Here is a 13049-nt window from a genome sequence, read left to right as displayed (position 1 = left end):
TTTCGCCTGCTGGTGCTTCAACTGAACCAAATACTAATTGAGCACGTAATTTCCAAGTTGCAGGCACATCAAATGCTTCAGCTGCTTCAGCATCAACAATCGGGTTGTAGTGCTGCAAAGATGCACCTAAACCAAGCTCTGAAAGCGCAGTCCAAGTTGCAAATTGAGCAATCGCGCTTGAATGTTCAGACCATACTGGGAAGTTGTCTGCATATAATTCAAATTGCTCTTGTAAAGTTTTAACAACAGCTTGGTCTTCATAAAATAAAACCGTGCCAACGCCAGCTACAAAGCTATCAATTTTTGTGTTCGTACCAGCAAAAGCGTCTGCAGGAACAATTTTACGTAATGCTTCACGAACTAAATTCCAGAATTTAGCATGCGATTCACCATAAAGTGTCACCACACGTGAAGATTGCGAGTTAAAAGCTGAAGGACTATGTTTAACCGCTTCGCGGATAGTTTCTTCGATTTTAGTGCGATCTAATGCAACATTTTTACCAATTGCATAAATTGTACGACGATTTTTAATTTTATCTAAGAAAGTAGACATTTTGTTATTTCCTACCTATTTGATTGACCATTGGCCGTTGTTTGGGAATGAATACAGTGTATTGAACTCATTTCTTATAATCAGCATTAAAAATATGACAGTTCGTTTTATTTTCGCAACAATAAAAAAAGATATACATATAAAAAAGCTCCACCATTTAGTGAAGCTCTTTACGGCCGATAACCAGTTATTTATCAGTTTCAAACAGTGCAGCAACAAATGATTTCGCCGAGAATGGTCTTAAATCATCAATTTTTTCACCAACACCAATAAAACGAATTGGCACATGAGTACGACTTGCAATATTAAATAGCACGCCGCCTTTCGCAGTTCCATCTAACTTGGTAATTGTAATACCAGTTAAACCCACAGCTTGGTCAAACTCTTGCACTTGGTTAATCGCGTTTTGACCTGTACCCGCATCTACTACCAACATAATTTCGTGAGGTGCAGTTGCATCAATTTTTTGCATTACGCGTTTAACTTTTTTAAGTTCTTCCATCAGGTTGCTTTTATTATGTAAACGACCTGCTGTATCTGCGATTAATACATCAATTCCCTTAGCACGAGCACTCTCAAAGGCATCAAAAATAACAGAAGCACTATCCGCTCCATGACCTTGAGCTACCACTGAGATATCGTTACGCTCACCCCAGATCTGTAATTGTTCTGTTGCTGCGGCACGGAATGTATCGCCAGCAGCCAACATTACTTTTTTACCTTCACCTTGCAAACGCTTTGCTAATTTACCAATGGTTGTGGTTTTACCAACGCCATTTACCCCGACCATTAAAATCACAAAAGGCGATTTGTTAGGGTCAATATGTAAAGGCTTAACACGTGGAGCCAACAAAGCAACCAACTCTTCTTGTAGCGCTTTATATAGAGAGTGTGAATAGATCAAATCACCACGAGCTGTACGCTCTGTCAAATTGGTAATGATCGTTCTAGTTGCTTCAACACCAATGTCTGCAACCAATAATTGCTCTTCGACTTCTTCGAGTAACTCATCGTCAATCTCCTTTCCGCCGATCAAGATATTGACCATACCATCAGCGAAATTACGACGAGTTTTGGTTAAACCTTCTTTCATCCGGCCAAAAAAACCAGATTTTGGTTGTTCAACCGCGGTATCTGTAGAAGCCAATTCAACTTTGGCTACTTCAATATTTTCTTGTGATTTAACAGGAGATTCAACGATGGGAACATCGATAGCAGGTAAATTAGGTAATGTGACATCGTCATCACCGATCTCAGCATCTATCAAGAATTTATTTTGCATATTCGATTGTTGCTCCATGCGGATTCCTTGAAAAGCAGCGCGTTTAAAAAGATCAAGTTTAGCATAAATTCAAAAAATTGCCTGCCACAATAGTGCTCAAAAAGCTTTGTAAACCAAGATTTAGCCTGATTCACTCATTTACTGAGTATCTTCCTGAGCGAGTGCCGGATATTGCTTAATATGAGCACCTTCAAATTGGTAAGCATGCATTAACTTTAAATACTCTGCCCGATGAATTTCTGACTGAGCTATAAGTAACTCAGCCATGTCTTGAGTTCTTGGATAAGTCGCCTGATGAGAAAGTTGTATAATTCGTTGATATTGATCCGGACTAATAGGCCGAAGTAATGCTAAATATGACAGCACAAAAATACAGCCAATGACAATAACCACAAATAGGTTAAAACATTGATCAACTTTTAACTCAGACTTTAATTTAAGAAAATTTTGTTTGAATATGAGCATGACCTACCTCGAATTAGTGTAGTGTAGGGTTCAATACTCATAAGTACAAGATCAAACATCCAGTAAGGTTAATAATCATACCTTACTGGATAGTATGAGTATGCTTAACTTATTAGTGAACGAATGACAGAAAAGTATAAAATTGCTGCAATAATCACCAAGACTAAAAACATAGCAAAAATACTTAACCCTTCTTCTGCATCTGCTGGATGCAACTCGTCTTCATCGGCAATTTTTCGAAGCTCCCCATCATAAACTTGGTAAAACCAGCTTTTTTGTGTGGGTTCCAAATGCCCAGCAAAATCAAATACCCTTTTGCGCTGTGCAAGGCAATAATCCCCTAAATGGATTTCCTCATGAAAGATAGCTTCATCTAATAATTTACGGTGATAATGGGCCAGTTCTATGATTTGTTCCTCTTTAGGAGGAGTGTCAAAAACAAAGCCGTCGATTGTATTTGTCATATTTTATTCTCCTTGTCTTTTATTCTCATATTGATTTTAATCAAAATTATTTGTGAATAATGTTTAATCATGTATCCTAATAGTGAACTAAGTGAAATGCGCAAATAGTTGACAAATCCATCAATTTGTAATATTAGTTTAATAATTCTAAGTTAAATTAATTTAAAGGCAGTGGCCTTTAGAAAAAAGTAATCATAATTACAATAAGGAGTTTTATATGATTCAACGTATCTCTCATCATGATTTAGAACATGTATACGCAACTGCAGTAAACACTATTCATTCTCAAATGAACTTTCAAGACGCAGTTACACAGTTAGAAGAAGTTGCTCGCGCTGGGCACGGTAAAGCTGCTCTATTCTTAGCAGAATTGTATTATCAAGGTTTCCGTGTTGAACGTGACTCACTTAAAGCACAATATTGGCAAAAGTTAGCCACAATGCAAGCATAAAGAAACGTCACTTAGGTGGCGTTTTTTGTACCCGTAAAGACCCAAATTTATCAATTTATCTAAAGCCTTACTTCGCCACTTCAGTCATGGCTCAGGTGGCGTTTTTTTATGTCCGTAAAAAATATTTTATAAATATAATTCGCTACGCACTTCGTTTGTCTTGCGCTTCGCCAAAGCTTTAATCGCTTTGTCTTACTTAGGTGGCATTTTTTATACCCATCAAAGCCCAAAATTATCAATTTATCTAAAGCTTTACTTCACCAATTGAGTCGTGGCTCAAGACGAATTTTTCTTAGCTGGGAATATTTGTTTACGATTTGATACCTGTTTAAACTGAAATGTCATCTATTTTTTCTATAATAAGCAAGACAAGTTACGAACCATTAAATTGACAATGAATAGTTTAAGTAATCTACAACCGGTTTCAAAAGACTTGATGATTAAGATTTATATTTTAAGAACCATGATGTACTGCGGAGTTCTTTGGGGATTATTTCATGAAGGCTGGGCAATTAAATCAGATCAGGAAGACTTTATTTTTCCTTTTTGGCTCAATGGATTACAAGCTCACCGCTACGCTAAAGAACATTGGCCACATTACAAACCACGAAGAATTACCCCCAAAGATTTCCACGAATCTTTATTACCAACATTAACCCGACTCAATGTTACGCCAGCTTTGTTTAATTCCTCTCATAGGAAGTTGAAATTATCTACCCAGCAAATGCATCATTTCTTTTTTAAACATCCGCACTGGCAAGGAGCCTAAAGTTTTCTTTAGGTTCTTAACTATTATTAGAATGCTTTTTGAACGCTTGAGTGTAAAACTTGTATTTGAATGACTATGAAGTCTTTGCATTTTTATAAAATCAGGCTAATTTAAAACAAAATGATAAAACACAGGACAGAAGAAATGACAATCGTTGCACAAGTAATCAAAAACAAATCAGAGCAAGATATTTTTACAATTTCTCCAGAAGCCACTGTCCTTGAAGCAATTAAGATCATGGCTGATAAAGGAATTGGTGCGTTAGTGGTAGCCGAAGGTGAAAAGGTTGTCGGAATTTTATCTGAACGTGACTACACGCGAAAAGTGACACTTATGGAGCGTTCTTCATATAGCACTACAGTCGCTGAAATTATGACATCTAAAGTATTAACTGTAAGCCTAAACAACACAGTTGAAGAGTGTTTACAGCTCATGACAGATCGCCACTTACGTCACTTACCCGTATTAGACAATGAAAAATTAGTTGGTTTTATCTCTATTGGTGACTTAGTAAAAGCAGCAATGGAAGATCAGAAAAACTTAATTGAACAGTTAAAACAGTATATCTCTGGTTAATGACTGGTAATAAAAAATGGGCCTATAAGAGCCCATTTTTTCATACTAAAATTTAAAGATAGTTACTGATCAAGCCAATTAAACGCTCTAATAAGTCATCAGCCTGTGCTTGAGTCATATTAATAGGTGGTAACAGGCGAACTACTGAACCTGCCGTAACGTTGATAATAAGCTTATGTTGATCTCGAGCAATAGCAACCAGTTCAGCACAGTCTTTAGGCAATTGAATACCAATCATCATACCAAAACCACGCACTTGAATATTCTTGTCTGCTAACTTTGCACGAAGTTGATCAACAATATAGCGTCCTACTACTGCCGCATTTTCTACAGCATTCTCTTTTTGAATTGTATCAATGACTGTGTAAACCACACGAGAACCTAGTACAGTACCGCCATAGGTAGAACCATGACTACCTGGTCCCAATAAACCAACAGCTTTACCTTGTGTCATTACAGCACCTACTGGAAAACCATTTCCAAGTCCTTTCGCAGTCGTCAAGACATCAGGCACAATGTTGGTATGCTGATATGCAAAATATTTACCAGTACGCCCATTACCTGTTTGAATTTCATCTAGCATCATAAGCCAGTTATGCTGATTACAAATATTGCGAACTTCTTCAAGATAGCTAAAGCCTTGAGGAGCAGTATTAATACCACCCTCACCTTGAATTGGTTCAATCAAAATCGCAACAATATCTGGATGCTGCAATGCAGCTTCTTGAATTGCTTCTACATCACCAAATGGCACACGAATAAAATCATTCACCAAAGGAGCAAATCCGTCTTGTACTTTTTTATTGCCCGTTGCTGAAAGTGTTGCCAAAGTACGACCATGAAATGATTGTTCTGCCACAATAATCTTTGGCAAACGTACACCTTGTTGAGTACCAAATTTACGAGCAATCTTAATTGCACCTTCATTTGACTCAGCACCGCTATTTGAAAAGAAGATTTCTTCCATGCCAGAAACTTCAGCAAGCTTCTGAGCCGCGGCAGTTTGCCAAGGAATTTCAAATAGATTACTTGTGTGCACAAGTGTTGCAGCTTGCTCAGCAATTGCTTCTGCAATAACTGGGTGAGCATGACCTAAACCACATACAGCAATACCAGTTAAGGCATCTAGATATTCTGTGCCATCTTCAGTATATAGATATGCCCCTCGGCCTCGTACAAAACTGATCGCTTGGCGACCATAAGTAGCCATTAAGTGTGATGGTTGATCAGGTTGTATTGGAGCTAGGGTAATATCAGTCATAACGAACTCTGTCTGTATGAGGTTTTTAGAAGGGTTTATATAAACAAAAACTGGCTCTGATGAAAAGTCTCATCAATCATTTATCTAAAATTTCGTCCGCTTTTCGCTATCACTTCGGTTTATACAATAAAATATTGAATATTCAATGCAACTTTAAGTATTCAGGTGGTTTGCAAAGCAACATAAACACCCCCTATAATGCTGCTAGATTAGTTGAGGATCTATTTATGACTGAACAAGCACGTGATACTGAAGCGTTAATCCGCGATCAAATTGCGAAGCATCCCGTTTTACTTTACATGAAAGGCACTCCACAGTTTCCACAATGTGGTTTCTCTGCACGTGCTGTAGAGGCGCTCAGTCAAATTGGTCGTCCATTTGCATATGTAAATATTCTGGAAAATCCTGATATTCGTGCAATCTTACCAGCAATTGCGAATTGGCCTACATTCCCGCAACTTTGGGTAAATGGCGAACTTATTGGCGGTAGCGATATCATGCTTGAAATGTTCCAAAATGGCGAATTAAAACCATTAGTTGAACAATATAGCGCTGCACCAGAAGCGTAAATAATAAAAAAGCCAATCAATAGATTGGCTTTTTTATACTCTCAATTTTAAAGATCACTTACCCCAACATAACGAAATAAACTTTCCACACCTAAATCAGATTTTAAAACAATCAATTTTTCATAAGGTGTTGTCATTAGAGCTTCAAAAATATTCATATTTGGATCTTCGTGTAACTCATCCACGCTCTGACTCATGCACTCTTCAAATCGATCTGCAACAAATTCGAATCCTAAATCCATAGCAATAAATAAAGTGTGCTCACATGGCTGAACATACTGTTCTTGTGCCCAGTCAATTATCGCTTGTTTGCAAAATGGACACTCAATATTTGCTGAGGCATCGTTAAGTTCTATCAATTGATAAGGCATTAGATTTGAAAATTAGAGAAAAATATAGTGTAGAAGAAAATGTTAAATAGTTCTATAGACAACCTATAAAGCCTTTTTAAATACATACATTCGAATTACAAAGTAATTACAATATAATTTCAAAACTCTTTCTATCAATTAAATAATGAATTTATCTCCTACTTACAAAAAACTTAGCATAAGAATTATCGTTGCAAAAATAATGATGTAAAATCATGGTTGTTGCAGAAATAGGATATTTTAATGCTCACTGATCTTGATGATTTTTATTGTTTTGCTCTTGTTGTTGAGCATGGTGGCTTTAGTGCTGCTGAGCGTGTAACGGATATACCAAAATCAAAATTAAGTCGCCGCGTTTACAGCTTAGAGGAAAACTTGGGGGTTCGCTTAATCCAGCGTAGTTCTCGTCATTTTGCTGTTACAGATATTGGGATGGATATTTATAGACATGCTCAAGTCATGATGAATGCTGCGCAAGCTGCTCATGATTTAGTTGATCATTTAAGTATTCAACCTAGAGGCGTGGTGAAAGTTAGTGTGCCTGTTGATATTGCTCAAAATCAACTTCCTAAAATCCTACCTGCTTTCTTAAAAAAATATCCAGAAATTCGTTTGCAACTAATGGTCAGCAACCGCCGAGTAGATGTTATTAATGAAGGAATTGATATCGCATTACGAGTTCGCTCAAAACTGGATGACGACCCTAGTTTAGTTCTTCGACAGTTCGCGCTTATAGAACAAAGTTTATTCGCAAGTCAGGCATATTTAAATGAGTTTGGGGATATAAAAAACCCAGAGCAACTCAGTGAACATCGCATTTTAAGTTTATCTGAAGATCATCTTGATCAACAATTCATTTTGCATGGACCTGACAATCAGCAAAAGAAAGTCAAAGTTAGCCCTATTGTAATGGGCACAAACATACACATGTTGGCTCAATTGGCTAGTCAGAACTGTGGTATCGCATTATTGCCAGAGACTGCAGCAGAAGACTTCCTAAAATCCGGGCAACTTATACAAATCTTACCAGACTGGAAAGCACCTCATGGAATATTACATGCCGTATATCCATCACGCCGAGGGTTACTGCCTGCTGTTCGAGTATTCATTGATTATTTAGTAGAACATCTTTCTGAGCGTTAAAATAAAAAAGTTCGATAATTTATCGAACTTTTTCTATATTTTTCAAATTGCAGGATAGTTTCCCACACCTTCAGGCCAAGGGGTTAATAGTTCAAAACCAGTATCTGTTACTGCAACCATATGTTCCCATTGAGCCGATAACGAAAGATCTTGAGTAACAACTGTCCATCCATCATTTAACTCTTTCACTTGCGGTCTACCTGCATTCACCATTGGCTCAATGGTAAAAACCATTCCTTTCTTTAAGACCAAGCCTTGCCCGCGCTGTCCATAGTGTAAAACATTAGGTTGTTCATGATAGACCTTACCAATCCCATGTCCACAATATTCTCGAACAATACTATAGCCTTCTCGGTGAGCAATCGACTGAATAGCATAACCAATATCACCCAATGTCGCTCCTGGCTTAACAGTGTGAATACCTGCAACCATCGCCTCATAAGTTGTATCAACTAATTTTTTCGCTTGTGGATTTACATTACCCACAAAATACATGCGGCTCGTATCACCAAAATAACCATCTTTAATAATTGCGACATCAATATTAATAATATCGCCATCTTTTAAAATTTTATTCGGCGATGGTATCCCATGGCAAACAACTTCATTGACTGAAGTGCATATCGTTTTTGTAAAACCGTGATATCCCACATTAGCGGGAATAACTTTTAAATTATTTACAATATAGTCATTACAAAGGTTATCTAAATATTCAGTAGATACGCCCGGTTTAATATAGGCCCCTATCATTTCTAAAACTTGCGCAGCCAAGCGCCCAGAAACTCTTAATTTTTCCAGATCTTGTTCAGTTTTAATCGTAACAGTAGAAGCTCTCATTCAATTCTATCCTCGCAGACAAGAAACATGCCCTTCCCTACAAAAACCTAAGGTAATTCAAAATATTTTAGGATGAATATAAGTCAGACCAAAAGCCTAAAATGCTTAAATATTCAGCATTCACAATAAAAAATTATGTTTTTATTCTTACATATTTTTTATGAAAAGTCAGAACTTAAAAAGAAGTTCTTTTAGCCTTTTAATGGCTTTTCAAGTACATACTTTAACCAAACAAACGCTTATAACTCTATATATCGTTTTAACCACCCGAAAAAAAGCTTTTTCACATAAATTAGCGCTTGATCATGATTACTTTTGCTCTAAAATTCCTTCTTTTTTTATTAAATTTAATTTATGCAACATCTTCGCACTGGAGATATTATTGCCTTAGGTTTTATGACCTTCGCCCTTTTTATTGGGGCTGGCAATATTATCTTTCCTCCCATCGTCGCTCAACAAGCTGGTGATCATGTATGGCTAGCTGCAATGGGCTTTTTGATTACTGCTGTTGGTTTACCCGTAATTACTATTATGGCACTCTCTCGTATGCAGGGTTCCATTGAAATTATTAGCTCTCCCTTAGGTCGAGTAGCAAGTCTAATTTTAACTGTGGTTTGTTATTTATCAGTCGGCCCTCTATTTGCTACCCCACGTACAGCTACAGTTTCTTATGAGATTGGTTTTTCTTCTTATTTTGGAACCTCAAGTAGCAGTCTTTTAATCTATAGCGCAATTTATTTTTCATTTGTAACTATAGTTTCACTTTATCCAAACAAGTTATTGGACACAGTTGGACATGTGCTTGCCCCGCTAAAAATTATTGCTTTAGCAATTTTAGGCATTGCAGCAGTCATGATACCTTCTGGTTACGTACCTGCTCCAATTAACCATTACGTTACCTCTCCAGTTTCTGAAGGTTTCGTAAATGGTTATCTCACTATGGACACGTTAGGCGCACTGGTATTTGGTATCGTTATTATTCAAGCGATCTACTCACGTGGTGTAACTGATAAAAAGTTAGTGACCAAATATGCAATTATTGCCAGTCTCATTTCAGGTGCCGGTCTTACTTTAGTCTATTTGAGCTTGTTCAAATTAGGTCTAGGTAGCCATGAAGTAGCACCAAATGCAGCAAATGGTGCGGTAATTTTACATGCATATGTTCAACATGCTTTTGGAAATATGGGTTCATTATTCTTAACTGGACTAATTTTTCTAGCCTGTATGGTTACAGCAATTGGCTTAACTTGTGCGTGTGGCGAGTACTTTGCTCAGTTAACGAAATTACCATACAAGCTTTTAGTATTTATTTTAGTTGGCTTCTCTTTCATTATTTCGAATCTTGGATTAACTAAACTGATTGCTATTTCAGTACCTGTCTTAAGTGCAATCTATCCACCAGCAATTGTGGTGATTATGCTGAGCTTCTTCTGGAAATTTTGGCATAAACCTTCTTTTATTGTCGGTTCAGTAACGAGTATTGCTTTAATTTTCGGTATTATTGATGGTCTTAAAGTTGCAGGTTTCGGTGATTATTTACCTGAATTTCTTCAACATTTACCATTAAATGAACAAAACTTAGCTTGGTTGATCCCATCTTTAGTTGTTCTTGCAATTACCGTAATTATCGACAAAGTTAAATTCAAAAATATTTAATCTAGTGGCTTTTTTGAAATCGAGTTTTATCCAAACATGATTTTATATATTGAATAGAATGCTGTGTTTACCCAACCAGCATTTTATTTCCACACTAGTTTTTAATGACAAATCAACAATAGAAATAATCAATTTTTACTGTAAAATTACATTAAAATAATTTTTAGCTTACTCAGGAAAGAAGAGCAACAATGAAAACTAAATATTACTTAACATTAGCAGATGCAGAGTTTTTAATGGAAGAAGCTCAAAAATATGCAATTGAACACAACTTTAAAGTCAGCATTGCTATTGTTGATGAAACAAGCTCCTTATTACTCATGAAACGTTTAGATGGCGCCTCTCCTTTAAGTTCACACTTATGTCTAGAAAAAGCAAAATGCTCTTCAATATCAGGTAGACCATCAAAATTTTATGAAGAACTTCTGCAAAGTGGCCGTCTTGGTTTCTTAAGTATGCCTAGCGCTCAAGGCATGTTAGAAGGTGGAAAACCAATTATTCACGAAGGTGAAATTTTAGGTGCTATTGGTGTATCTGGTGTTCAATCTTTTGAAGATGCAGAAATTGCTCAACATGCAATTGATACCTTTTTTAAAAAGCAAAATAGCTAAGATAAATTGATAGGAAAGAGAAATTAATCCACTTTTCACCTAAATAGTTTCTCTTTCTGAAAAGAACAAGTATTTAATATTTACTTTTTTAATACCTTAAGCTTTTATAAATATAGAGGTTTTTATAAAACTGTTTAAAAAATTTTCTATTCGCTCTTGAATTGAGTTGAAAATAGCAGTACAACATTAAGCTTAAAAGTTATTCTTGACTAAAACATTAGGTTTTAGCGCAACCACAAGGAGGGATGGAGATGTTATCATTACATTTCAACAAACAAGTCTTCATTAACACTCTGAACAGCAAAGATTCAGTTGTTTATGGAGTGACACCGCTTGCTCTTATGCTGACTTTACTGTTTCAAGGTATGATTAAAGGAAATCTAAAACCCGAATACTTTATGTATGCGATGGTGGTTTCTTTCATATTTTGTCTGTGGGCCTTTGTCGATCATAAGATGCGAAAATTAGCCAAGCGACGTCTTAGTCAACAATAATTGTAAGATTTAAAAAATGGATGAGCCATCATCCATTTTATATACCCAGAAATAAAAAAATTGTTCCAATAACTAAAATAGCTGTAGCTAATAACTCAGTAATAATCAATCCAACCATCATTAAAGACATTAACCACGAAGGTAAGTTAAATTTGCCTAACCGATGTGGAGTTTTGAATTGATTTGTAGTGTCCTGTAAATAACCGTGTACCATATAAATTAATATTGAAAAGCTAAAAAACAACACATTTGCTAACACACACCACAAAGCAATATTTTCATTTAAAACAGTAAAATAGCTCAGTACAGCAAGAATTAGGCTGGCAGCCGCATAAAGTAAACTGCTGCGATGAGCGATATCAACATAATAGTGGGCACGATGTAACTCTGAACGGCGTATTTGCCAATATTTCCACACCCCTGTGAACATTCCTATCCATAAAAATATGCCACTAAACACAATCGCCAACTGTACAGCTTTCGGTAAATCCATCTTTTCCCCTATTATTCGTTTTATTAAAATTTAATGAGCTGTATAGCATAAATCTTGACTTTATAGTCACACTTTAATCAAGTATCATTTTAGAACTCATGTAAATTAAATTCATTAATAAGCTAATCATTACGTAATATTATGGATAACACTTTTGAATCATTTTGGATGACCTGCGAAGACGGTTATCAACTTGCTGCACAATTTTATCCAACTCAATCAAAAAAGTCGGCAAATCCCGTTTTGATTTGTCCAGCTACAGGTATTACTAAAAACTTTTATCATCCTTTTGCTACATGGTTAAGTCAACAAGGTTATGAAGTATTAAGCTTTGATTTCCGTGGCATTGGAGATTCATTGCATGGACCATTAAAGCAAAGCGATGCAAGTATTAATGATTGGGGAACGCTTGATATTCCTTGTGCAATTGATGCCTTATTAGAAAAAACTCAAGCAGAAAAAGTTACCCTTCTTGGCCATAGTGCGGGTGGGCAACTATTAGGGATTGTGCCAAATTTTCATAAAGTAGCAAAAGTTGTTGCGGTAGCAGGTTCTACAGGCCATGTAAAAGGACTCAAAGGTAAAACCAAGTTTCTGGCCCCTGTTATGTTTAACGTTATCTTCCCAATTTCTAGTACGTTAAAAGGTTATGGTGCTACTCAATTTATTGGAATGGGTGAAAACTTACCTAAAAAAGTCGCGCAACAATGGAGAGAATTTTGCAGTCATCCAGGCTATGTGAAAAATGCGATTGGTAAAACTATCTTTCATGACTTTCATACTGAAATTATTTGTCCTATTACTTCTATTTGGGCAAGTGACGATGAAATTGCCACTCAACACAACGTTGTAGATTTATTAAATTTATATCCAAATGCATCTACTAAAATGTTAGAACTGAACCCGACAAAACTCGGCTATAAATCAATTGGGCACATGTTAATGTTTAAAAAATCACATCAAAAGCTGTGGTCAGTCTTAGAGCAAGAAATTCAATAGTAATTTAAATTCTATCATTTAGTTTTTGCCTCTATGCCCGTAATCCTGTGTAGAG

17 protein-coding genes are annotated in these 13049 nt (G+C 36.2%); 9 read left to right on the top strand and 8 right to left on the bottom strand.

The window, feature by feature from the left end:
* From NL42_RS19295 to NL42_RS19280, 4 genes are all read right to left on the bottom strand, one after another.
* Positions 1 to 553, bottom strand: a 553-nt coding sequence (locus tag NL42_RS19295; protein WP_461313972.1) for a nitroreductase family protein, incomplete at its 3' end; no start/stop codon positions are given.
* A 187-nt stretch (positions 554 to 740) separates the two neighbouring features.
* Positions 741 to 1853: a signal recognition particle-docking protein FtsY gene (ftsY, locus tag NL42_RS19290; RefSeq protein ID WP_461313971.1), complete on the bottom strand. Its 1113-nt coding sequence runs from the start codon at positions 1851 to 1853 to the stop codon at positions 741 to 743.
* 120 nt (positions 1854 to 1973) lie between these two features.
* Positions 1974 to 2300, bottom strand: coding sequence for a hypothetical protein (locus tag NL42_RS19285; RefSeq protein ID WP_004791944.1), 327 nt, complete (start codon positions 2298 to 2300; stop codon positions 1974 to 1976).
* A 104-nt stretch (positions 2301 to 2404) separates the two neighbouring features.
* The gene (locus NL42_RS19280) at positions 2405 to 2764 is read right to left on the bottom strand and encodes a hypothetical protein (RefSeq protein WP_016137920.1); all 360 of its coding nucleotides are present in this window, start codon (positions 2762 to 2764) and stop codon (positions 2405 to 2407) included.
* Between the two features lie 217 nt (positions 2765 to 2981).
* On the opposite strand from NL42_RS19280, the gene NL42_RS19275 reads away from it, so the two are divergent.
* The 3 genes from NL42_RS19275 (at position 2982) to NL42_RS19265 (ending at position 4560) form a co-directional block, all read left to right on the top strand.
* Complete coding sequence (locus tag NL42_RS19275) at positions 2982 to 3215, top strand: SEL1-like repeat protein (RefSeq protein WP_003652111.1); 234 nt, start codon at positions 2982 to 2984, stop codon at positions 3213 to 3215.
* A gap of 394 nt (positions 3216 to 3609) precedes the next feature.
* Complete coding sequence (locus NL42_RS19270) at positions 3610 to 3984, top strand: DUF2750 domain-containing protein (RefSeq protein WP_336168353.1); 375 nt, start codon at positions 3610 to 3612, stop codon at positions 3982 to 3984.
* Between the two features lie 144 nt (positions 3985 to 4128).
* Entirely contained in the window at positions 4129 to 4560 is a 432-nt protein-coding gene (locus NL42_RS19265; protein WP_004791938.1) for a CBS domain-containing protein, read from the top strand.
* Positions 4561 to 4612: 52 nt separating this feature from the next.
* On the opposite strand, the gene NL42_RS19260 is transcribed toward NL42_RS19265, so the two are convergent.
* Positions 4613 to 5821 carry an acetylornithine/succinylornithine family transaminase gene (locus tag NL42_RS19260; RefSeq protein WP_461313970.1) on the bottom strand — a complete coding sequence of 403 codons (1209 nt, stop codon included), beginning with the start codon at positions 5819 to 5821 and terminating at the stop codon, positions 4613 to 4615.
* A 227-nt stretch (positions 5822 to 6048) separates the two neighbouring features.
* Here NL42_RS19260 and grxD point away from each other — a divergent pair, with 227 nt between their 5' ends.
* Positions 6049 to 6390 (top strand): Grx4 family monothiol glutaredoxin, encoded by a 342-nt coding sequence (grxD, locus tag NL42_RS19255; RefSeq protein ID WP_004643080.1) that lies wholly within the window; start codon positions 6049 to 6051, stop codon positions 6388 to 6390.
* Between the two features lie 47 nt (positions 6391 to 6437).
* Here the strand turns inward: grxD and NL42_RS19250 are convergent, their stop codons facing one another.
* Positions 6438 to 6761, bottom strand: coding sequence for a hypothetical protein (locus NL42_RS19250; protein ID WP_461313969.1), 324 nt, complete (start codon positions 6759 to 6761; stop codon positions 6438 to 6440).
* A gap of 243 nt (positions 6762 to 7004) precedes the next feature.
* Here NL42_RS19250 and NL42_RS19245 point away from each other — a divergent pair, with 243 nt between their 5' ends.
* Positions 7005 to 7904, top strand: coding sequence for a LysR family transcriptional regulator (locus NL42_RS19245; RefSeq protein WP_336168361.1), 900 nt, complete (start codon positions 7005 to 7007; stop codon positions 7902 to 7904).
* A 42-nt stretch (positions 7905 to 7946) separates the two neighbouring features.
* Here NL42_RS19245 and map read toward each other — a convergent pair whose 3' ends face one another.
* Positions 7947 to 8741, bottom strand: a complete 795-nt coding sequence (gene map / locus NL42_RS19240; RefSeq protein ID WP_461313968.1) for a type I methionyl aminopeptidase — start codon at positions 8739 to 8741, stop codon at positions 7947 to 7949.
* Positions 8742 to 9095: 354 nt separating this feature from the next.
* Between map and brnQ the strand changes: the two genes are divergently transcribed.
* The 3 genes from brnQ to NL42_RS19225 all read left to right on the top strand — a co-directional run bounded on the left by brnQ (position 9096) and on the right by NL42_RS19225 (position 11502).
* A complete protein-coding gene (gene brnQ, locus NL42_RS19235; protein WP_016137913.1) occupies positions 9096 to 10397 on the top strand; it encodes a branched-chain amino acid transport system II carrier protein in 1302 nt (433 codons plus the stop codon).
* 191 nt (positions 10398 to 10588) lie between these two features.
* Positions 10589 to 11008, top strand: coding sequence for a GlcG/HbpS family heme-binding protein (locus NL42_RS19230; protein WP_009392680.1), 420 nt, complete (start codon positions 10589 to 10591; stop codon positions 11006 to 11008).
* 251 nt (positions 11009 to 11259) lie between these two features.
* Positions 11260 to 11502: a hypothetical protein gene (locus NL42_RS19225; RefSeq protein WP_004643085.1), complete on the top strand. Its 243-nt coding sequence runs from the start codon at positions 11260 to 11262 to the stop codon at positions 11500 to 11502.
* A 37-nt stretch (positions 11503 to 11539) separates the two neighbouring features.
* On the opposite strand, the gene NL42_RS19220 is transcribed toward NL42_RS19225, so the two are convergent.
* Positions 11540 to 11995 carry a hypothetical protein gene (locus NL42_RS19220; protein WP_461313967.1) on the bottom strand — a complete coding sequence of 152 codons (456 nt, stop codon included), beginning with the start codon at positions 11993 to 11995 and terminating at the stop codon, positions 11540 to 11542.
* Positions 11996 to 12136: 141 nt separating this feature from the next.
* Here NL42_RS19220 and NL42_RS19215 point away from each other — a divergent pair, with 141 nt between their 5' ends.
* Entirely contained in the window at positions 12137 to 12994 is an 858-nt protein-coding gene (locus tag NL42_RS19215) for an alpha/beta hydrolase family protein (protein WP_461313966.1), read from the top strand.
* Positions 12995 to 13049: the final 55 nt, after the last annotated feature.

Source organism: Acinetobacter sp. GN11, from assembly GCF_054823985.1.
The sequence above is the reverse complement of the archived record's forward strand: the minus strand, read 5'-3'. Positions and strand labels throughout refer to the sequence as shown.